General features: G+C 51.0%; 21 protein-coding genes and 2 pseudogenes. 17 read left to right on the top strand and 6 right to left on the bottom strand.

The window, feature by feature from the left end; all coding sequences use genetic code 11:
- Positions 1–874: 874 nt before the first annotated feature.
- The 4 genes and pseudogenes from LIW51_RS28970 to LIW51_RS28980 all read left to right on the top strand — a co-directional run.
- Positions 875–1452 (top strand): annotated as a pseudogene (locus LIW51_RS28970) (RNA-guided endonuclease InsQ/TnpB family protein); the annotation flags it as partial.
- 265 nt (positions 1453–1717) lie between these two features.
- Entirely contained in the window at positions 1718–2551 is an 834-nt protein-coding gene (locus tag LIW51_RS28975) for a M99 family carboxypeptidase catalytic domain-containing protein (RefSeq protein ID WP_227379019.1), read from the top strand.
- Between the two features lie 215 nt (positions 2552–2766).
- The gene (locus LIW51_RS38800) at positions 2767–2889 is read left to right on the top strand and encodes a hypothetical protein (RefSeq protein ID WP_255767596.1); all 123 of its coding nucleotides are present in this window, start codon (positions 2767–2769) and stop codon (positions 2887–2889) included.
- On the top strand, positions 2890–4104 hold the full coding sequence (locus LIW51_RS28980) for an RNA-guided endonuclease InsQ/TnpB family protein (RefSeq protein ID WP_227379020.1): 1215 nt from the start codon (positions 2890–2892) through the stop codon (positions 4102–4104).
- A gap of 18 nt (positions 4105–4122) precedes the next feature.
- Here the strand turns inward: LIW51_RS28980 and LIW51_RS28985 are convergent, their stop codons facing one another.
- On the bottom strand, positions 4123–5088 hold the full coding sequence (locus LIW51_RS28985) for a DsbA family protein (RefSeq protein WP_227379021.1): 966 nt from the start codon (positions 5086–5088) through the stop codon (positions 4123–4125).
- A gap of 837 nt (positions 5089–5925) precedes the next feature.
- Between LIW51_RS28985 and LIW51_RS28990 the strand changes: the two genes are divergently transcribed.
- Both LIW51_RS28990 and LIW51_RS28995 read left to right on the top strand, forming a co-directional pair.
- On the top strand, positions 5926–6201 hold the full coding sequence (locus LIW51_RS28990; RefSeq protein ID WP_227379022.1) for a DUF8044 family membrane protein: 276 nt from the start codon (positions 5926–5928) through the stop codon (positions 6199–6201).
- 3 nt (positions 6202–6204) lie between these two features.
- On the top strand, positions 6205–7266 hold the full coding sequence (locus LIW51_RS28995; RefSeq protein ID WP_227379023.1) for a DUF4350 domain-containing protein: 1062 nt from the start codon (positions 6205–6207) through the stop codon (positions 7264–7266).
- A 525-nt stretch (positions 7267–7791) separates the two neighbouring features.
- On the opposite strand, the gene LIW51_RS29000 is transcribed toward LIW51_RS28995, so the two are convergent.
- The 3 genes from LIW51_RS29000 to LIW51_RS29010 all read right to left on the bottom strand — a co-directional run bounded on the left by LIW51_RS29000 (position 7792) and on the right by LIW51_RS29010 (position 9259).
- The gene (locus LIW51_RS29000) at positions 7792–7932 is read right to left on the bottom strand and encodes a GrpB family protein (RefSeq protein ID WP_227379024.1); all 141 of its coding nucleotides are present in this window, start codon (positions 7930–7932) and stop codon (positions 7792–7794) included.
- A gap of 784 nt (positions 7933–8716) precedes the next feature.
- On the bottom strand, positions 8717–8863 hold the full coding sequence (locus LIW51_RS29005) for a hypothetical protein (protein ID WP_227379025.1): 147 nt from the start codon (positions 8861–8863) through the stop codon (positions 8717–8719).
- A 228-nt stretch (positions 8864–9091) separates the two neighbouring features.
- A complete protein-coding gene (locus tag LIW51_RS29010; protein WP_227379026.1) occupies positions 9092–9259 on the bottom strand; it encodes a hypothetical protein in 168 nt (55 codons plus the stop codon).
- A gap of 986 nt (positions 9260–10245) precedes the next feature.
- Here LIW51_RS29010 and LIW51_RS29015 point away from each other — a divergent pair.
- The 6 genes and pseudogenes from LIW51_RS29015 (at position 10246) to LIW51_RS29040 (ending at position 13980) form a co-directional block, all read left to right on the top strand.
- Entirely contained in the window at positions 10246–10584 is a 339-nt protein-coding gene (locus LIW51_RS29015) for a hypothetical protein (RefSeq protein ID WP_227379027.1), read from the top strand.
- A gap of 796 nt (positions 10585–11380) precedes the next feature.
- The gene (locus LIW51_RS29020; protein ID WP_227379028.1) at positions 11381–11527 is read left to right on the top strand and encodes a hypothetical protein; all 147 of its coding nucleotides are present in this window, start codon (positions 11381–11383) and stop codon (positions 11525–11527) included.
- A gap of 37 nt (positions 11528–11564) precedes the next feature.
- Positions 11565–11774, top strand: a complete 210-nt coding sequence (locus LIW51_RS29025) for a hypothetical protein (RefSeq protein ID WP_227379029.1) — start codon at positions 11565–11567, stop codon at positions 11772–11774.
- A 650-nt stretch (positions 11775–12424) separates the two neighbouring features.
- A complete protein-coding gene (locus LIW51_RS29030) occupies positions 12425–13393 on the top strand; it encodes a hypothetical protein (RefSeq protein ID WP_227379030.1) in 969 nt (322 codons plus the stop codon).
- Between the two features lie 93 nt (positions 13394–13486).
- Positions 13487–13687: pseudogene (locus tag LIW51_RS39540) on the top strand (bacterio-opsin activator domain-containing protein); the annotation flags it as partial.
- Positions 13657–13980, top strand: coding sequence for a helix-turn-helix domain-containing protein (locus LIW51_RS29040; protein WP_227379031.1), 324 nt, complete (start codon positions 13657–13659; stop codon positions 13978–13980). The pseudogene LIW51_RS39540 and the gene LIW51_RS29040, both read left to right, overlap by 31 nt.
- Positions 13981–14495: 515 nt before the next feature.
- Here the strand turns inward: LIW51_RS29040 and LIW51_RS29045 are convergent.
- Both LIW51_RS29045 and LIW51_RS29050 read right to left on the bottom strand, forming a co-directional pair.
- Positions 14496–15134: a TMEM175 family protein gene (locus tag LIW51_RS29045; RefSeq protein WP_227379032.1), complete on the bottom strand. Its 639-nt coding sequence runs from the start codon at positions 15132–15134 to the stop codon at positions 14496–14498.
- Between the two features lie 599 nt (positions 15135–15733).
- Positions 15734–16372, bottom strand: a complete 639-nt coding sequence (locus LIW51_RS29050) for a helix-turn-helix domain-containing protein (RefSeq protein WP_227379033.1) — start codon at positions 16370–16372, stop codon at positions 15734–15736.
- Between the two features lie 93 nt (positions 16373–16465).
- On the opposite strand from LIW51_RS29050, the gene LIW51_RS29055 reads away from it, so the two are divergent.
- From LIW51_RS29055 to LIW51_RS29075, 5 genes are all read left to right on the top strand, one after another.
- Entirely contained in the window at positions 16466–17512 is a 1047-nt protein-coding gene (locus LIW51_RS29055; RefSeq protein WP_227379034.1) for an ABC transporter ATP-binding protein, read from the top strand.
- A 185-nt stretch (positions 17513–17697) separates the two neighbouring features.
- Complete coding sequence (locus LIW51_RS29060; protein WP_368411870.1) at positions 17698–18351, top strand: ABC transporter permease; 654 nt, start codon at positions 17698–17700, stop codon at positions 18349–18351.
- 291 nt (positions 18352–18642) lie between these two features.
- On the top strand, positions 18643–19062 hold the full coding sequence (locus LIW51_RS29065; RefSeq protein WP_227379035.1) for a DUF6069 family protein: 420 nt from the start codon (positions 18643–18645) through the stop codon (positions 19060–19062).
- Positions 19059–19727: an SDR family oxidoreductase gene (locus LIW51_RS29070; RefSeq protein WP_227379036.1), complete on the top strand. Its 669-nt coding sequence runs from the start codon at positions 19059–19061 to the stop codon at positions 19725–19727. Before LIW51_RS29065 ends, LIW51_RS29070 begins: the two co-directional genes overlap by 4 nt.
- Entirely contained in the window at positions 19724–20251 is a 528-nt protein-coding gene (locus tag LIW51_RS29075; protein ID WP_227379037.1) for a DoxX family protein, read from the top strand. Before LIW51_RS29070 ends, LIW51_RS29075 begins: the two co-directional genes overlap by 4 nt.
- The last annotated feature ends 33 nt before the right edge of the window (positions 20252–20284 follow it).

Consider the following 20284-nt stretch of genomic DNA (forward strand, 5'->3'; position numbering starts at 1 on the left):
CGGGAATATAATATCGCCTAGCTGGCCAACTTATCTTTTTTAAATATCGACCACCGAAAGCGAAAAGTCCTTGACCAAGAAATAGCAAAAAAAGTAATTCAAGAGGTACATTATGTACTGAGAGAAGTTGGGAAATTGCTAAGTATATGAATGTGCCCCCAATTACGAACCAGGCCACAGTTTTTATAATCTGTTCTGAGGTTATAAATTCAATTAAACGAACTTCATTTGAGCGCACGAGCGTATCTTCCCACTCCTCTCGATCGAACTCTTGGATTGCCATCCATATATTGTTAATACGTACCATGGTAAATGGTCTTTCATGATTTATTGACAATAACGCCATAAAATTGATTATCTTTTTGACGAAAATCGTTGTTTTATTACTACTGTTTAATACCGGAATGAGAAATCTCGTAGGAGATACAAAGCAAATTCGGTTGTTGGGGGAATTTTTCGATAGGTAAAATAGATAGTTTTACAAGAAAGGGGGATCATTATTCGATAATGAAAACAGTTACAAACCCTGCAGCCACAAACGCCGCTGATTTTTACTGTCCAAAATGCCATAATCAAATAACAAATCTGATTCTAACTGGCCCAGCAACATTCATTCTTATTCCCTGCGGTCACCACGGGCTTCCACAGGAAAAAACAACATAGCCATAGCCGTTTGAAGAGTATCTCACTGCTCCCAACAAATTCATGTACCGATCCATGAAATACAAAGTGTAATTGCAATAAGAGGGCACGAATATATCCCTCTAGGTTTAACAGATGAAAACGCTCTTCTCGAAAGGTTCCTCTCCAGTCAAGAGAAGTTCTATTACTCATTTACCTGAATACAGGCGCTAAGGCCCCTTCCTCAAGCAGTGAGCAACGCAAGCTCTCACGGAAAGAGCACGGTTCGGCGAACTACCGCGACCAACAGCGGACGGTTGCCTGGCGACACGCCGACCTGAAGCGAAAACGCCGAGACTTCCTGCACAAGCTCTCTGCCTACTATGCTCGGGAGTACGACCTCGTAGCCGTCGAAGATCTCGACGCAAAGGGGTTGATGGAACTACCGGACAACAGCCGAAACCGCGCCGGAGCGGCTTGGGGACGTTCCTCCGAATGTTAGAGTACAAGTGCCAACGCGAGGGAACGCACTTCGTCGTTGTCAACCCACGAGGGACGACGAAGGAGTGTTCGAACTGTGGCGTTTCGACCGAGAAGCCACTATGGATGCGCGAGCACTCGTGTCCCTCATGCGGGTTCGAGGCGGACAGGGATCTCAACGCCGCGTACAATATTCTTGCTCGCGGACTCGCCAAAGTAGGAGTGGTTCACTCCGATTCAATGCCTGCGGAGACTGCGCTCCCTACGGACACCGTTGTGTCTGCAAAGCGCGTCATCGAAACAGGAAGCCCCGTCCTCAGCGAGGCCGTCAGGCCGAGCAGGGCGGGGTAGTTCACTAACCTTGTTCAGGCGAGAAAAGGAAGAGAAATGGTGAAAAGCAAAATATTATCCTGATTATTGGTACTGCTTTGACTATCATTCCACCAACGCAAGTTATTGGAATTCGTTTCCCTTTAGTATGTTGAATATACTTCGGCGTAAGTAGATTCTACCGTGGAAATAGCTGCTTTTCTATATTGAATATTCTATATTCACACCCAGAATCTGTAACACTGTACCCATAACAAAATAGGAACTTGGATATTGATTAATCGCCATGCCAAGTAAAAAGTCTGGCAATAATGCCAGCGATAGAAGCGACTCAAGTTCACGACGATCGTTCCTTCGACTAGCTGGTGGTGCCTTTGCCACCGTCCCAGTAGCAGTAGCGACTCAAGGGAAAGGCCGAGCCGAAACTCGAACAGCCTACAAAATCCGTGAAGGGACACCTGATGAGACTACCGTCTATGAGATTGACTCAGGTAAACCCGGGCCAACGGGCGTTGTTGTGGGTGGTCTCCACGGAATAGAAGAAGCAGGGTATATTTCTGCAAATGATGTTACCGAGTGGTCGATCGATCAAGGGAACTTGGTGGTTATCCCAGAAGCAAACCAAGTTGCAATCAAAAATGATACCTACTCAAATGACAACGGAAATCTGAATCGGAAATTCCCGCCAGGAGAAGAACCTACAACTCCACTTGCGCGTGAAATCTGGAAGGTGGTTAGAGATTCTGATCCCGATATCGTGCTTTCATTGCACAGTTCAAAAGGGATTTATCGATCAAATGTCGGACCTAACGGTGTCGGACAAGCTATTTATCCGACGATTGCTCATGGAGCAAAAGAAGATGCTGTAATGACTGCTCAATATATGAATCAGTATCATCTTGATCAATCATTGCCTGATCACTATCGATTCCGACGTGGTAATCTGATTGACGCTGATCGATCTCTTCTTACTCATAAGGTTGCAGGAGATCTTCACGAAGTCGGATTTATCGTTGAAGTAACGCGATACGGAACTACTTTAGATTTGCGAGTTCGATGGACGCTCAATATTATCCGTCACCTCCTCCGTCGACATGGGATTAATCGGGTCTACAGATAGTTGAGAGGAGGACAATTATTCGTGAACTACTCCCACCTACCGCGTTCGGGCTTACCTGAATTGCAGGCGCTAAGGCCCCTTCCTCAGGGAGCGCCGAATGGCGCGAGCAGGGAGGGGATACAGCGCCGTCATCGTCTTTCATACACTGTTCTGTCGCAGGCCCACAGGCCCAAGTAATCGGTAGCTATATCTACACACATTGTGTAACTTGTGGTGTGGCAACGCGCAAGAACATCTCTATCCGAGACGACCAAGAGGAGTGGATTCAGAACAACCATCTGAACCTCTCGCGGTTCGTTCAGGATAAGTTGGACGAACTCATCGAAGACCGCTCGTAGATGAACTACAACTGCAGATATCGACTCAATCCATCCGCTGAAATTGAAGAGCGGTTGGTATGGACGGTCGATACCTGTAGACAGGTCTACAACCACTTTCTCCACCGTCTGAACCGGAACGACGGTACGTCTGCATACTCCGAGCAGAAACTCCTACCGAGTCTCAAGAAGTGGTGGACCGACCTGAACGACGTTCACTCGAAAGTGCTTCAAAAAGTCGTTCAGCGGTTGTACGACAACCTCTCAACACTCCGTAGTCGCACAGACAACGGCTACCGCGTTGGGACGCTCAAGTGGAAGGCACCCGACGAATACCGCAGTTTCACCTACAGTCAATCTGGCTTCAAGCTCAAGAACACGAGCGGTCAGACCCGACTGTGGCTCTCGAAACTCGGTGGCATTCCAATCACCTTCCACCGCGATTTGCCTGACGACGCGGACATCAAGACCGTCTCGATTAAACAGGAACCCACTGGAAAGTGGTACGCTATCCTTGGTGTCGAGACACCCGATGATACTCCCGAGAAACCGGATACTCCCGAGAAGTGCGTTGGCATCGACGTAGGGATTCTCAAGTACGCTCACGACACCGATGGGACAGCGGTCGAATCGCTCGACCTGTCCGAGGAACGTGAGCGATTGGAACGCGCACAGCGTTCCCTCTCTCGGAAGGAACACGGTTCCTCGAATTGGGAGACTCAGCGAACGGTCGTCGCTCGCCGTCACGCCGATTTGAAACAGAAACGCCGTAACTTCTTGCACAAGTTGGCGAACTACTACGCGAAAGCGTACGACCTTGTGGCCGTCGAAGACTTGGATGCAAACGGGTTGATGGAACTTCCCGATAACAGTAGGAATCGAGCGGGAGCATCGTGGGGGACGTTCCTCCGGATGCTCGAATACAAATGCGAACGCGAAGGAACGCACTACGTTGCGGTGAACCCACGAGGGACGACCAAAGAGTGTGCAGCCTGCGGCGTTTCGACCGATAAACCGCTGTGGGTGCGGGAACACTCATGTCCATCGTGCGGGTTTGAAGCGGATAGAGACGCGAACGCGGCGTGGAACATTCTTTCTCGCGGTATCACAAAGCGGTTAGGAGCGGGACGCTCCGAATCAACGCCTGTGGAGACTGCGCTCCCTACGGACATCGTTGTGTCTGCAAAGCGCGTCATCGAAACAGGAAGCCCCGTCCTCACCGCGCGAAGCGCGTAGGGCGGGGTAGTTCACTCTCTAGCCAAGATTCGAAGGATCTACTTTTTCACCATCAAGATAGATGTCAGCTCCCTCCGTCACATTAAAGGAGGTTAGATCACCAGTGAAGGTATAGCTATCTTTCCACGGGCCTACGTTACCTGTTACTTCTGATCCGGAAATAGTATCATTCGGGTTTATTGAAGCATTGTTTGCCCTGCTTTTTTCAACCGTCCCTGAGACAACGAAATCATAATTCGTCCAGGTTTCAGTTTTGCTTCCGTCAATGGTGATTGTCGACTTCGACGATGAGGATGATAACCGAGACTCAATCCAATTGAGGATTGTATCCGTTTCATGATGCGGAGGAGTTGTATCACCGTTTAGTTCGAGGGTAGGGGTATACGAGACACCAGCACTTCCCGCATCATCAGCGGTCTCCTTCACAGCAGCGTCGTATTGGTCGTCCTGTGCTCGGTTGATAATAGTGGATCGGTTGCTCACGTTGGCCGACTGAAGATGATTTTCCATATCGCTATATGTGACCGTCCCCGAAACGAGACTATCGAACATCATCTCGAAGAATCCCCAATAGTCGGTTGGCTGGACGTCCCATGCACCCAACGCTACCTCTGAAATGCGTGGGTCGCTACTGGAGATATAGTACGTTGAAGAGCCGTGCGAAGTAGTGCCTGGTGGTTGATACGCGAGAGCGCGGAATTCCAAATTCATCTGGCCGGAATCCACGAACTTGCCCAATACATCCTTGAGATTGTTGTTCACGAAATCTTGGGTGTATGGGCATTTGAAGTTCCCGTACAACGTCGCGGTTGGGTTATCAGCATCCGTCCCCATCGTCGCATATTTTAGGTTACTTGTTTGGTCTGGTACAGGTGCCTCACTAACAGAGCGAGTTGCACTTGCTTTCCCAGCCAAACCGATCCCCAGTGCTGAGGCCGTGATTGTTTTTATGAATGTACGTCGAGTTGAGGTCTGTCGCGCCATCACCCTACCAGAAAAACAGGACGGATAAAACCCCCCTCTATCGTTTAAAAGGTTGGAGAGTTGGTCACTGTTTATCGACTGTTGCGAACAATTTGCAACCAAAAATTTAATATAACACTAGCCTGGCTTTCAATAGAATGTTAACCAAACATTAGATCCATGTGATAAGGAAAGATGGCGTGGTTTACACAGATATTTAAATGATAGGTTAGTCCTAAGATGGGACAGAATTCGTAGAGGAGCTTTTCAGCGGGAACCTTGCATTTGGCTCAAAGAAAATATGAAAAGCCTTAATAAACGTTCCCACTACTTCGCCCGTATCAGTCAATCCGTTGAGGGAGGGGACAGAGCGGCTATTTTTATGATATCGAACAGAAAATTTATATAAAATAGCCAGTATTATATAATCGCTTCAACTCACGAAGCACGGGCAGATCTGGTGTGAATAGTACCGATCTGACTCCTGTCATGCTTAATATCATGATTGAAGTTATAGATCAATAATTCATACTTCTAAACGTTGAAATTCTCAACTACAAGCTAGAGGGGAAGACTACGCTATCGATAGTATGAGTATATGAGGTCGGAACGACACTAAGGGGGATGGAAGGAGAGCCAAATTTTACCCATTAGTTCGTGAGTCAGGGTATTGAGCACCCGTGGACAGCCCTCCAATTTCCACGAGGCATGTGTTATATTCAAATTCAGCAAGATATATCTACCGGTTTCCCCATTTATTAGATTCTATACCATTCTATCTTTGTAGCGGAGTAGGATCGATATTGAAAATTACAAAACCGATACTTTGGTAAGCATGCCATTCGTTATCCGAATTAAATGCCGACACAACAGGGTCGTCAATTCATTCACTATCAACTTACGTGGATGCTAGGAGGTCTCGTTATTCTCACGCTGCTACAAGCAGCGACATTAGAACTCTTCTTTGTGATTTCTCTTATTGGTTTTCTCATCATGATTGAATTGACTGCTCCAATCTACATAACACCAGCATGGCGACAACGTCTTAAATGGCTCATCGGTCTTGGACTATTGATTTTCGCGTACGTCGTTGTTCAGCGAGTGCTTGCGATTTTACCACCAGGAGTATTCTAATACATGCAATCTCCACGAAACTGGAGCAGACCGCATCAAATGCTTGCAGTCATGACCTTCGTTTCTATCACAGCATTAATCATTGCTGCCAGTACATCTGCAGCATCATTCGGTGCCTATAATTCCGGTTGGGATGGTGGCTCGAAGCTCCGGACAGAGGCAGAGGCCACCGGAGCAACACCGAAAATCCTGCAAGACACTGCGGATTACAAGAAAGTCCCGGCAAACGAAAGTGTTGCTTTTATCCTCTCACCTGATAGCTCTTACAACTCTAGATCCCAAGAGCAAATCCAGGAATTTGTCCAGAATGGGGGAACACTTGTTGTCGCTGAAGATTTCGGGAGACACTCAAACCCTCTTCTTCAAACACTTGGTGTTAGGGCACGTTTTGATGGGCGTATTGTGTATGATGAACGATACAACTATCGCTCTCCGGCGATGCCCCTTGCTCGAAACCTCTCAAACCATTCACTTGCGACAAACGTGTCTGCACTCACGTTAAATCATGGAACCGTTATCCAGGCACAGAACGGCTCTGTTGTCGCTGAGACGTCCGAATATGCGTATATAGATACCAACCAGAATGCAAAGCTTGATGAAAATGAGACGATTTCAAACTACTCTGTCGTAACGACTCACACTGTTGGTCAGGGCCGGGTGATTCTCATTAGTGACCCGAGTATGTTGATCAACGCAATGCTTGATCGCCCAGGAAATAAAGCATTTGTCCAAAATCTTGTTAGGGAACAGAGCTTTGTTCTGCTTGATTACTCACATTCAGCGCAGATCCCACCGTTGATGGCGGCAATACTGATCCTTCGTGACTCTGCGATAGCACAGGTACTTATTGGCGGAGGTCTCCTATTCGAACTTGCCATTTGGGTATCTTATCCAGGGTTATTCTCTCGCCTTTTACCAAGTAACTCTATGAATGAGCAACCTCGCAAACAATTAATGGATCGCAATGCAATGCTCACCTATCTTAAACAAAAGCATCCGAATTGGGAAGAGGAACGGACAGAGCGAGTTGTGACGGCGCTTCGAAATCGTGATCGTCAAGAGTGATAGTAGTTTGTTGTGCATACCCGCGTCTTGAGGCGCGGGTCGAACGGGAGGCCCGGCCGACTCCCCGCCGTCGGTTGCGGGGCCGGATATCCCACGGCGGTACGTTTAAGCGCCTGTCCTACGTGTTTGGACGTGCTACTCCGACGGAGAGAGTCATACTAGAGAACACACGTATGCCGATGACTCGGTCGGAGATGGGGCCTGTGTGACCGGGCCATAGCCCTAGCACGGGAGTCAACCCGAGAGGGTCCCTCGGTGTCTCACGAGAGCAGAGCTCTCGCGGACTCGTCGGAAGACTGTGTCTTCCGAGATGTCGCCGGTTCCTGTGAGAGTGCGGGTTTGAACCTCGAAGGCCGCTGGCCGATATCCCATGGTGGGATGCCACGCCGTTCACGACGTGGAGGAGGTCACTTTGCATCCGTATTCGCAGAGCTCGCGAGTACCGGGTGGTCAAGTACAGCGACGTTAGAAATTGGCACTGAGGACTACGACACGATCGCCCTTGGATAGCGCCACGTCGAGGAATTACTTGCTGCGGTATAAATAGGTGTAGATCGTGCTATCTAATGCTTCTGTGATTCGTGCTTGGAGATAGTGGTCGGGCCACGATGGATCATACTCGACGATTTCAAGTGCCTCATCAAGGTCAATCACGGGCTCGTCCACCGAGATACCTAATGAGACCGCTACAAAAGCGTTTTGTTGGTCGTATCGGACTCATCTATCTCCGGGTAGTACAGCGCATTCGCCGGTCAGTGCGCATTACGAACTGCGCACAGATTGAGACGGGGTTCCGGGATGAATGCACTTTTTCATGCATAAAGAAGCGACATTACCCCATTTTCTCTCGTAACTGTTCGATCTGAGTCGTTGCACTCTCTGCATCATTCCCAAACCCTAATTCCACTTCATGATACTGTGCACAGGCACGGAGGACTTTCCGAACAGTCTGCCGTGAGAGGCGCGTCTGTTGGCACACTTCAAGAAGTGTTGTCGCCTCTTTTGCAACGTTAGTAATTTCCTCAACCGTTAGACCACTCGTTGGCGGTAAGTACTCTTCTGGTGGGTTGGTTACGTCGGTACCCGACTTCAGTCCCATAGGAGTCTCCCTCTCATTCCACCCAGTAAAGTGTTTTCCACACAATCACTTCTTTTCAGAGCAAAACAAAATACTAAAGCATATGGTCACTGCAGCCTATCGTGTACAGATTTCATCTGCTACGACGGGTGATGGTGCCGTTGCATGCCCAGTGTGTGGCCATCTCACCAGCTATTGGGGGCTTCAAATTCGGTTTCGAGAATGTCTCCGATGTTCCGTCCGATTCGTTTCAGGACCAACGGACGCCGTAATCATCGGCCCGTGATGTCTTACTGTATGAGCTAAAAGATGCAATTTCGTGTTCTCAGATGTTAGTAGTTCATACTAACAAATGTCTGCCGCTGTTTTATACTATCCCGGTGAGAGCGCCCGTCTGTCTGCTGGAAACGGCGGACGAACAAATGAGGTGTGAGACACCACCCACGGTGTCTCCGCGGCGCTCATCACAGCTGGCAGTGCGGTACTCGCCAACGGCCATGCCGCTGGGTGGGTACTCATCCCTGTCAGCTGTGCGTAGGCGCGGCGGAAAAATGGGTGAGCTGTCACCTTCCAAAGTCCGGCTCACCCATTACGTCGCACCTTTCTTGTTACCGCCATCGAGCAATGCGATACTCGACAGGCGTGTATACCGTGGGCGGGGACAAATGTCGTTTCCAAGAAGACACTCTTAACCAACATTGGTGGGTTAACCTTTGGGTTTGTTGGTTAGGACTGACGGTCATCGCCTCACACGTCCCTGTAGTAAACGTACGCGATCAATCCACCGACGAAGGCAGACGTGAGACCGACCGCAAACGGTGGAAATACCGACTTGAAGACGGCAAAGAGCATGAGGGCGAGCACCAGCCCAAGGACAAACTTTTTAATAGCGAGTGTGGCACGCTCATTACTCATTGCCATCTATTCGTGCTTTCAGGTCTTTAATCCGCTGCTCGTAAAACTGTTCTAACTCGTAGTTGTGTCGGAACCGCTGTATTTCGATTCCAGCGGAACCCTCGAGGTGGTTGTTCGTTACTTGGTCTGCAACCTAAGCGGAGGTAGTACGAGAAATGGTTGTGACGACAGCGTCAGGGAGTGGTGGTTGATCAAGAAACGTGTCTTCCACTGTGCCTGGACACACGTTTCTCGATCAACCACCGTGTGGAACCGCTGTAAGGGATTCCACTGAGAGTGAATCGACCGTTGTCGGATTCACAACCATAACCGCCGTAACGATGGTGCGCGAGATGGGTTTGGGTGCAAGGGGATTGTCCACTCAACCATGGTCAGCGCGCCTCTCTCTCTTCGCTACCGCCCAACAGGTATTATCATGAACGATAATACCTTAATAACTCTGCTTGCGTAGGCGTGCAAATAATACTACACCTTACAACGAGAATGGCACTGTCTGGAATGTGGAGTGGTAGATGAGATTCGACCATGAAGTCCACATCTGTCAAGTGGAAGACAGCGGGTTTCACCAACGACTTCACTATGATCCACCTGGCAGTAGAAGTATGCTAGTTTGTCACTTAGTGGTTGGGTTCGCTGTGGGCGGTGAGATGGGGGACACGCGAATGGTCTCCTCGCGGGTGTTCCCCACTTGAATAAGCAACCTACCACCAAAAAATCTATGGGTGGAAGCAAGGTATAGAAACGTGCCACAGCTCCAGTGCCGTACTGAAACGCGGGTGAGCGGTGGTTTCCGTGTCGCAGTGCTCCCCACGTTTTATCGGGCGTGCTTATCCAACAGTCTTCACGAGTGTCCGACGCTAGTTAGCATGGTGTACGGTAATATAGTTGTTTTGGTAGTAATGAATTAAATGAAATATTCACGGTTGCGCGTTTCCTCGGGAGCGAAGGACGCTTTCGCGTCCTCCCTCGTCGGTTGCCACCCAATTATGACCGAGGGTGTGCGTTCCAGCGCGTCGAGCCGTGTCAACGCGGCCTTCCCACCGATATGCAACCGGCGTTTCACCGGGACGGAATACCGTCCGTCCCTCCGCGACAAGGTATTCAGCCTGCTGGGTACCACCAGTAGCGTCAGACGACCTGTCGGCCCGGACGTGGTGGACTGGGCGTCGGATTTGTTACCACGCGGCGAGTCGATGCGAAGCATCGGGACGCTCGAAGACCGTGTTCGCCAACGAGGGAACTCCGGTGGGCAATATACGGCGGAAGAACGCTTAACGTGTACGGCGCGTATCCCCGCCCATCGGCGAGGCTTTGCGCCTGTTTAAACGTAACCACGACAACAGACGTTGAAGGTATACTAATGGGGATATCGCTACACTCGTTTTCACAGGGTTTTCACTGTGAAGCACGGGATGTGGATGACAGGGGTAGGTGTTAGACTCCACTGTAACATCCCACGCTGTCGGACACCGATGTCTTCGTGATAATGCCCGACATCGTGCTAATCGATATCGAACGACAAAGCATTTTCTATAGCTACCCTTGTCCCCACTTTATAAGAAAACCAAATAGGTACTGCCGTCTGGAACGTGGAGACTATGGAAGAAAGCAGTTCACCGAGTGAATAGCATTTTCCACGTTCGCCAAACACCATTTGATGGCGTCACTATGACTTGTGTTCGGCATATATTATTACGCTAGTCGGTAATATATCTCTGTCGCCGCTGTATAAGAAAGTTCCAACAGGGGCTGCTGTCCCGACAAAGACTTGTGTATTCGCAGGCGGATTAGACAGTGAGATGTGTTTTCTTACTGTCCAAACGAACGAATACCAAGTCGATGCGGACAGCCACACCCATACGATACACATCAATCATACGGTGCTGAACCGATATACCTTCAGTGATGGGTATTTATATACTGCACTGGAATAGATGACGATCCGCTTATCCCGTGAACCACGTGGATTAGAGACGTTTATACGCGACTTACAGTGGAATGACGGTGTGTTTATTTATAACACATCGAAGTAGTTAAGAACAGTCACTGTGACTGTGAAGCGCTAGGCGGGTTTCCTTGTTGGAACAGTGTTAACACGAGCAAACGCGAGGTGCCACAGTAATGAATCTTCATGTCGACAGTGCTGGCGAAGGTATCACGTTCTACGTTTGTCTCAACTGTGATGCTCTCTTTGGTGGCGACGAGAGAGGTACCACCATCTATGGGCCAGATCCAGATACATACGACAACGGCAGTAACGAAAACTAAATAATCCCCGAGAAAATCAATTCAAGAGTAAATATCAATGCGAAAAAAGACTGCGACAGAGAAAGACGGAAATTCGGATTTCAAACCATTTGATACGGGTAATCTTGTGAGTCTGGTCGCTCACAGACGGACACACCACCTCAGTGACGAAGCCACCGAACTCCTCGAATCCATTGCCGAGTCGATGGAAGAAGAGTTTGAAGCGATTTGTGACGAGGTAGAACGGTTGGATACCCACGCCGAATAACTTCGAGAGATTTAACGTGATTCTCTCGTCAGAAGGGAGATGCGTGATCTCCCGAACATACGTCTCCCTTCTACGTGCAGCGATACGAGTAACGCACTTTTCTTATTAAACGTAGCTCTGATATCTGCATTCCGTCGGTGTCTTGCACAAGTGCTGACGACCACGCGACAGTACCGTCTCTCGCTGTTAGTATATTATTCCAACTCACTTTCCCATCGACGTAAATGGGACAACTAGATCTGTGCGATGTACAGTTCTCTATTGAGATCTCCTAGGAAAATTCAAGTTGGAACAGTCGAGTGAATCCCTTGGGGCAACGTCAGAAACAGCATGGTCATCTCTACGGCGTTCCCCGACTTCACCTTCCCCGTTTCCTCTCTTCCATCGATGAACATTCCACCACTGATGAGCGATGCGCACGCCGATTCGTGACAGATGTGAGGATGAGGAAAAACTATGACCAGATAGACTATTCATCTAATATAGAGTTCGTTTCTTGGCAGCGTATTTTCTCACCACTGTTTGTTAACTTTAGAGAAGGGCTCCCCTACACACTCGTGTTAAGAATAATGATAAGAATCAAGCGGTGTAAAACAAAGGAGTAGGAGCCCGCTCTCAAGAGCACGGTCATGAGATACCACTCGCCAGCTATGGTTACCCGGCGGCGATTTCTCTCGACAACAGCCACATCGGCAGTGACGCTCGGGAGCGTTGCATCAGTCGATGCAGTTCAGTCGGACGGTAAGCAGCAGTTCACGATCGAACAGAGCGGGAAGTGCATCCCAATTAAACCCCTTTCGACAGGAGTCCCAATCAAGAAGTTCTACGACTACCGCACACCAAATACGAAACCGCCATCATACAAGTATGCGTCATTCGGCACGCGAAAACTCCAACAGCCGAATACGAGTATTCTCTTCTTGTATGACGGCCCGAAGGGATTGAGCCTCGTCATGGTGCACGACAAGGTGAACAGCAACACCAACGGTGGGGCAGTCACATTCCGTATTACGGGCCTCCCGGCGGATGGAGCATGGGTCATGAAAGATGACAGTTATAATCGATCGACGAATCTTGACACATTCGATCACTCGGTGTACCGTACCCAAGATGGCACGAAAGTGGCGAGCAGCGTCATGAGCTGGACGTGGTCACGGAATCGATCCGATGGCGGTGTCTACCGCGGTCTTGGAGATGACTTCAAGGTCACCATCCATCCAGCATTCAACGAAAAGGCAGGACTCTCAAACACAGGCGGCAAACCGTACACCGGAACGATCAGCAATTGGGTCGTACTTTCAGGTGATCTCAATAACCCAGTTCAGACGCAATTGGACATGAACAAGTCGGTCACAATCCGATCTGACGGGTGTCAGAACGTAACGACGACACAAACAACCACGACATCAACCCACAAGTCGGAGGTGACGACGACACAGACTGAGACAACACAACCTAATCAGTCAACCACGGCCCAAGGTGAGTCGGCACTATCCACCTCAAGTACGTCACAATCTACTGATGGTCGGGAGCAGGGACAGTCGGTTATTGAGGAAGTACTGAGCGGATTGACCGCAGCAGTGAATGCTGTGCTCCGGTTTGTGAGTAACCTCTTCTGATCAACTTCGTTTCTTTTGAGTTCTTTGGAACCAAAAAATCACAAATGTTCCATATAATATGGTCGACCAGATCAGAAAGCTCGACCGACAGACTTGGCCTCGGTTCTTGAAGCTGACCCGAGTGTCGAGAATGTCGAGTTGCTCACCGAAACCGATGAAGAGCGGTTTTACCGACTTGAATGGGCTGACGAGGCGCGAATTGTCGGATACATGGTTATTGAGTGTGATGCCACCGTCCAACGAGCGACCGCCGCTGCCGATAGGTGGACACTGCGCGTGTTGTTCCCCGAGCACAGCAGCGTCTCGGCAATACATGCATTTGCCGAACAGCACGGATCACGCTCGACGTTGACCGGCTGTACGATGTCGAGACTGCTCGTCGTGCCCAATTTGGCCTCACTGAAAGCCAGCACGAGACGTTCGTCGAAGCCTACGAACGGGGGTACTATACCATTCCACGCAAGATCGATGGGGGCGACCTTGCCGCTGGACTTGACATCTCCCACCAAGTGCTCAGTGAGCGACTTCGCCGAGGAGTACGTAATTTTATTGAGAACACGGTAGTAGTAGGCGACGAAGCAGAGTAGCCAGCGACGCTCTCTGATCCCGTCGCTGGTGTTATGAGCGATGGAGAGCGTTCGTGCATCGATTACAGCGGCACTCTTGGGGTGGTGAAGAAAAAGATATTGAGCTAGGTTAGAACACACTACTTGCAGCCATCCAGACGAGCAGGAGGAGTCCGACCCAAAAAAGTAACTGAATCATCAACACCAGACGGAGGTACAACGTTCGTTGGCTTGCTGCCATGTTATCAATGAACATAGTAAGTGTATTAGTTATGGAGTTCTGGATTCTACTGAACATAGACATTACCCTTCTACTCGTGGTCTACGCCGGTGGATGACGAGCAATTAGAACCGGTGGGCAGAGATCTCTCATTAGTATAGCATACTAGCCAACGTCACTTCCGCTTATGAGACTATGTAGCAGAAACTCGGCTTCATGCTGAATAGAGAGCGTATATTGCCCGACTATCCCAGAATTTTGTCGGATTCTCAGAATTGGAGTGAGAATGGCCGAGAGTGCTACCGGACTCGTCATCTCACGTCTCTCGCTCCAAGTCTGCCTTCATAATGCGATACGCCCGTACCCACAGGGCCTGTACCGGGCCGATCAGCACCGGCGTCCAGTACGCCCACTGGAGGCTGACCAAGCTCACCCCGATCGACAGGAGGAAGACCGCGGGAACTGTGAGACCTCGAATCGAGATCAGTCGGGCGTGACGAGCGTCGATCTCGTCAGTCGTGAACCCCCGTCGGGCGGCGTACCACCACGTCGCCGTCATGGTCACGCCGACGAGCGCGAAGTTTGTCGCGTAGAGGGCCCACGTGAGCCGAGTCACGTACGTGCCAATCAGTTCGGTCGGAAACGGGAGGAACGAGACAGTGAGCAGGAAGAGAAGGTTCAGATAGAGCAGAACGCGATCGTGGCGTTCGACGGTCTGGAAGAGGTTCTGGTGGACGACCCAGTACAGACCAACAGCGAAGAAACTCAGCAGGTAGCTGAACAGCAGCGGTTCGAGCGCGAGCAGGCGGGGAAGCAGATCCGTCTCCGCCCGTCCTGGCGGAACGTCGGGAATCTCGAACTGGAGAACCAGCAGCGTGAGCACGATAGCGAACACGCCGTCGCTGATCGCTTCCAATCGGTCGGTACCCTCACCCTCTAACACCTGGACGGCCATGATGACTCGTTCGACGCGCCGATGGGTAAGTGCACTCCTGGGTTTCGGGTCGGGCGACCGAAGACCGCTAGTTATCAATATTCGTTTTCTCCAATCGTCGTTCACGTATTTTGGAGATTTAGCACGCTGCCATACCATCTGTATAGAAATAGACTTATGACCAGACCTTCGGAGTGACGATTATGTCCCATGATCCCGGAGTGAATTATCACGCTCCCCATCTGGAGTAGCACCTTCTGTATCGATTACACCACCGTCGACCGACATCCGTGCCACGTCTGCTTTTCACACTGTCCGGAACCAATTAGGGCCGATACAACAGCTGATTGTAGAAAGCTGTATCGTGTACAAACTGAAATGAAGGTCTTTATTCGTGAGCATAAGATGATAATTGAAATTGAAGTTCTGATTTAAATCCACCTGACTATTTGCACCGATCTATTGAGGGCAGACAACGCACACAGTGAATAAAGCATTTGACAGAACAGGTGTTGATTATGTTAGATAGCGGTCACAGCTCATTCCATGAGTCGCGGACTGTTTCGCGAGGATTTCGAATCAAATTCTCCATCGACCGTTTGGCTGCTACTTCAAGCGATCTAAAGCATCATAGAATCGGAAAGAGCGTCCTTGATAATCCGTTCTTCGGCACGATGAAGAATCCTACTTGCCGCCGATTTGGTCACCGCAAATGCCTCTGCCAACTCGGTCAGCGTACACCGTCGATGGGTATCGTAGTATCCGCGCGCGACCGCTTCGGTCATGAACTCCTGCTGGCGGTCGGTAAGCAGCTCTATCGGGTCATATGACTGGGTCAATGAAAGGATTTGATACACCATGTCAACCGCTTTCAACTCGTCTATATACTGTGCTAACCGCTCGTGTGAGGCGGTTCGCTCAACAAATAACCACCCATCTCGCATGACAACGGGAAAGCGCACGAGAACCCCCGACGTGCGAACCACGCGATACGAATCGGGAATCGGAATCACATACTGAATCAAGACCATTCGCTCATCGGCATGGATCACCTCAGACGAGCGCACCTCCGGGGACTCGTCGAACTGTCGAACGAGAGTGTCCCCGTCTGACATCCGTACTTCGACGATCCCGAGCAGGCCGTCGGCAGTCGTATGGCTTGCCAGTATTTTGAACTCCTCGTCCGGAAACTCGGTCGAGAGAGTGGCTAGGCAATCGTCAGACGCCGCAGCGTTGATCTTCAGTTGTACGGTAGGCATCGTACCAGAGAGTCGTTTCCGAGCGTCTTAACCGTTTAAATACCTGAACATGTTCAGGTACGAAGCCACGACATCTTCTGGCTCAGTACAACCATGCCTCTTCAAGCAACTGCGGTCGAATCGGATCCTCTCGCTGAGTCTACAGCGAAGCGCGATCCTGCGAAAGACACGAACGTCCGTGATCCAGCCGTCGCCGTCGATGGGTTACAGAAGGTGTATGGTAGTGATGATGCTGTCCGTGTGGTCGATGACATCAGTTTCGCGGTCGAGCAGGGAACCGCCGTCGGGCTACTCGGTCCGAACGGTGCTGGCAAGACGACCACGATTAAGATGTTGTTGGGTCTCGTCGTCCCTACGAGTGGCCGCGCGCGAGTCGGTGGCGTGGATGTACACGAGGATGAACGGGCGGCGTATCGCCGGGTTGGTGCGATGCTCGAAGGCGCTCGTAACGTCTACTGGCGGCTCACTGTGCGTGAAAACCTCCGGTTCTTCGCAGCCATAGCCGGTCAGCACCCTTCGGCTGTCCGTGACCGTCACGACGAGTTGCTCGACCAGTTCGGCCTCTCGGAGAAAGCAGATACGCCTGTCCAGGAATTGTCTCAGGGGATGAAACAGAAAGTGTCGCTCGCGTGTACGCTGACACGGAATGCCGATGTCGTCTTCCTCGACGAGCCGACGCTCGGACTCGACGTAGAAAGCTCGCTCGAACTCCGCGCAGAACTCCACCGACTCGTCGACGACGATGGAATGACGGTCGTGCTGTCGAGTCACGATATGGACGTTATCGAGGACATTTGCGACCGAGTAATTATCATGAACGAGGGATGCATCGTCGCTGACGATACAGTCGAGAACTTGCTCGATCTCTTTCGCACCCAAACCTATGAGGTGCGACTCAATGGGCTCCTCTCCGAAACGATACGCCACTCCCTTCAGACCGAGTTCAGTGCTGCCGATTTCGAACGTTGTGACGAGAGCGAACGGTTTCACGCGCAGGTAATTGGTGACGAATTCTACGCTCTGTCTGACGCGCTCCGTGAGGCTGGTGTCACGGTTACCTCTATCGAGGCAGTTGAGCCAGATCTCGAAGACGTGTTCTTGCATATCACTGATGGAGATCACGAAGGTGATGGCACGTGAGTCACCCGACCACAGACGAAGCATGGAGCACTGCTACTAATCCCGATCTAGCGGGGCGGTGGACGCTATTGCGAGCCGTCTTGTCCAAACGGTTCTTGTTGCTGATACGCTATCCTGTGAATACCGCCTCACAGATTGTGACCATCTATCTGTTCTTTGCGGTCATCTTCTTCGGAGGTCAGGCGATGGCTTCATGGATTGCAACCGATGGAACGGCACTGGTTGGGACTTTTGATGGGTTGGTCGTCGGGTGGTTTCTCTGGACGATGTCGCTGACAGCGTATTTCAGTCTCGCAATGAACATCACCCGCGAATCACAATGGGGGACGCTGGAACAGCTGTACATGTCTCCTTACGGATTCGGATCGGTGATGGGCGCACAAGTCGTTGCGAACGTACTGGAGAGTCTGTTGTGGGGTGCATCCATTCTTCTCTTGATGCTGGTGACGACAGGGCGGACACTTTCAGTGGATCTACTAACGATTGTTGTGATCAGCGTACTGACTCTTCTGTCGGTGGTCGGTATCGGGTTCGTCTTCGCCGGGCTTGCACTGCTGTACAAACGCATCGAAAACGTCTCGCAACTCATGCAGTTCGTACTCATCGGGCTCATCTCGGCACCAGTGGTGGGAATTCCGGTGCTTCGACTGTTGCCACTGGTACAGGGAAGCGTGATGCTACAAAAGGCGATGCAAAACGGCGTCCGTCTGTGGGAGTTCTCGGCCATCGATCTGTCGTTACTCGTCGGATCCGCAATCGTCTATTCGCTGCTCGGATACCTCGTGTTCAGGTGGTGTACCGACCGCGCTCGCAAGAACGGCGTGATGGGTCATTACTGAATGCAAATCGTGAACTGACTTACGACAGAATCGCATGAGCATACCTCCGAGAACTCGTCAAAGTCTCGCCATCAAGAAACTCGGTCGAAAGGATGGCTAGGCAATTGTCAGACGCCATAGTGTTAGTCTTCAGTTGTAGGGAAGTCATCACATCAAAAGTCGATTATGAGCGTTTTAACTATTTAAATGCATGAACCTGTTCAGGCGCGAAGCCGTGATACCTCCCGTCTCAGTACAACTATGTCTCTTCAGGCAACTGCGGTCGAACCGGAATCGACGACACGAGTTAGCATGAATCGTCTTGTGAAATACGGTCTCCTGACAATGTTCGTCGCCGTCGTCGCAAACGCACTCGTCCAGATGATAACCCTCAGCGTCAGTACTGTCCCTACCGACTTTTGGCCATTGGGGTTGGGAGCGGTGATCATAAGCACTGTACTCACGGTGGGTGGGGCGACCATCGTCTATGGAGGAATCACCCGCTTCTCGACGCGGCCGAATCGGACGTTCACGATCATCGCTGCGGTTGTGCTGCTATTCTCGTTCGGTTCGTTCGTCGCGCCACCATCGGTGCTTGCGGCCGCGCCCACGTCCGTGCTGGCGGCTTTAGCCGTGATGCACGTGATTGTAGCAGTCGTCAGCATCGGCGTGCTGACGCGGGCTGCGGATAACGCTGAAACGCCCAAAAGCATTAAAAATAAACCGACATGAGTCGAATTCTCGTCGTCGGAGGAAGTGGTTTTATTGGTCGTAAAACCTGTCAACTCGCAGTCGCTGATGGTCATGAGGTACGAAGCATCTCACGTGGTGGTCGACCAGATGCCAATGGGCCATGGGTTGATTCGGTCGAGTGGGGCGAAGCAGATATCTTCGATCCGAACACTTGGCGAGACGCCCTTGACGGCTGTGACGCTGTTATCCACACGGTCGGAATCATCAGCATCACTCCCGAAAAAGGCGCGATCCGAGAACGGCTGGACGGTGACTCGGCAATCATCGCCGCGCTCGAAGCTGACCGCGCAGACATTCCAGCGTTCGTTTTATTATCAGTTACAGGATCACTTGCACGCGAGGAACACCTCGCCGCGAAACGTCGGGCAGAGCGAACGATAGCCGAACTTGAGCCTCGAACGACGGTCCTCCGGTTAGGCCCCGTCTACGGTGAGGATGACAGCAGCGGCCATTATCCGGGTGTAATGAATGCGGCGCTGAGAGCGATCGACGATCACGACTGGCTTGCTCGGCGTTTCGGTGGTGCTCGCCCTCTCTCCGTGACGACAGTCGCCCACGAAGCACTGCAAGCAGCACTCGACCCCACTACAGCTAAGCATGCTCCATTGCGGTGTCAGAGTATCATAAAGAGGAATACCAAATGAAACTCCTGCGCACTGAGTCAACGATAGAACCGTCATCCGAATCCGCTGCGACTGGAAATGCGAGCGGTAATCCGTACGTCGTCGTACCCTTTCTACTGCTGCTCGTCGTACTGTTAGTACTCCGCGGTCTTGGGGTGCTCGGCGTGACAGCCGTAGCCGCGTGGCCGAATGCCACTCGACTCGCGCTGGCAGTAATGTTCGTCTTTACAAGCCTCTCTCATTTCGCTGGCACTCGGAACGCTCTCATCCAGATGGTTCCGGACGAACTGCCGTTTCCCGGACTACTGGTGACACTCACCGGCTTTGCAGAAATCGCCGGCGCAATCGGGCTGCTCCTGCCAGCGTTCGCACCAGCGGCTGGACTGGGATTGGTCGTGCTTCTCATGGTGATGTTCCCAGCGAACGTCGTTGCCGCACGAGAGAACATCGAAATCAACGGGAAGCCAGCCACGCCACTTTGGTTTCGGTTGCTGATTCAGCTCTTCTTCATTGCCGTGCTCCTCTGGGCGACGGGATGGGCGTAGAAATGGCGATATTCGTTTTGGTTCCGGTTCTCT

The organism is Haladaptatus halobius (assembly GCF_020618475.1).
GTDB lineage: Archaea > Halobacteriota > Halobacteria > Halobacteriales > Haladaptataceae > Haladaptatus > Haladaptatus halobius.

Bases quoted from the DNA above. Each gene is read 5' to 3' on its own strand.
- LIW51_RS28975 (WP_227379019.1), top strand. From the start codon at position 1,718: ATGCCAAGTAAAAAGTCTGGCAATAATGCCAGCGATAGAAGCGACTCA.
- LIW51_RS28980 (WP_227379020.1), top strand. From the start codon at position 2,890: ATGAACTACAACTGCAGATATCGACTCAATCCATCCGCTGAAATTGAA.
- LIW51_RS28985 (WP_227379021.1), bottom strand. From the start codon at position 5,088: ATGGCGCGACAGACCTCAACTCGACGTACATTCATAAAAACAATCACG.
- LIW51_RS28990 (WP_227379022.1), top strand. From the start codon at position 5,926: ATGCCGACACAACAGGGTCGTCAATTCATTCACTATCAACTTACGTGG.
- LIW51_RS28995 (WP_227379023.1), top strand. From the start codon at position 6,205: ATGCAATCTCCACGAAACTGGAGCAGACCGCATCAAATGCTTGCAGTC.
- LIW51_RS29005 (WP_227379025.1), bottom strand. From the start codon at position 8,863: ATGAGTACCCACCCAGCGGCATGGCCGTTGGCGAGTACCGCACTGCCA.
- LIW51_RS29010 (WP_227379026.1), bottom strand. From the start codon at position 9,259: ATGAGTAATGAGCGTGCCACACTCGCTATTAAAAAGTTTGTCCTTGGG.
- LIW51_RS29015 (WP_227379027.1), top strand. From the start codon at position 10,246: ATGACCGAGGGTGTGCGTTCCAGCGCGTCGAGCCGTGTCAACGCGGCC.
- LIW51_RS29020 (WP_227379028.1), top strand. From the start codon at position 11,381: ATGAATCTTCATGTCGACAGTGCTGGCGAAGGTATCACGTTCTACGTT.
- LIW51_RS29025 (WP_227379029.1), top strand. From the start codon at position 11,565: ATGCGAAAAAAGACTGCGACAGAGAAAGACGGAAATTCGGATTTCAAA.
- LIW51_RS29030 (WP_227379030.1), top strand. From the start codon at position 12,425: ATGGTTACCCGGCGGCGATTTCTCTCGACAACAGCCACATCGGCAGTG.
- LIW51_RS29045 (WP_227379032.1), bottom strand. From the start codon at position 15,134: ATGGCCGTCCAGGTGTTAGAGGGTGAGGGTACCGACCGATTGGAAGCG.
- LIW51_RS29050 (WP_227379033.1), bottom strand. From the start codon at position 16,372: ATGCCTACCGTACAACTGAAGATCAACGCTGCGGCGTCTGACGATTGC.
- LIW51_RS29055 (WP_227379034.1), top strand. From the start codon at position 16,466: ATGCCTCTTCAAGCAACTGCGGTCGAATCGGATCCTCTCGCTGAGTCT.
- LIW51_RS29060 (WP_368411870.1), top strand. From the start codon at position 17,698: ATGGCTTCATGGATTGCAACCGATGGAACGGCACTGGTTGGGACTTTT.
- LIW51_RS29065 (WP_227379035.1), top strand. From the start codon at position 18,643: ATGAATCGTCTTGTGAAATACGGTCTCCTGACAATGTTCGTCGCCGTC.
- LIW51_RS29070 (WP_227379036.1), top strand. From the start codon at position 19,059: ATGAGTCGAATTCTCGTCGTCGGAGGAAGTGGTTTTATTGGTCGTAAA.
- LIW51_RS29075 (WP_227379037.1), top strand. From the start codon at position 19,724: ATGAAACTCCTGCGCACTGAGTCAACGATAGAACCGTCATCCGAATCC.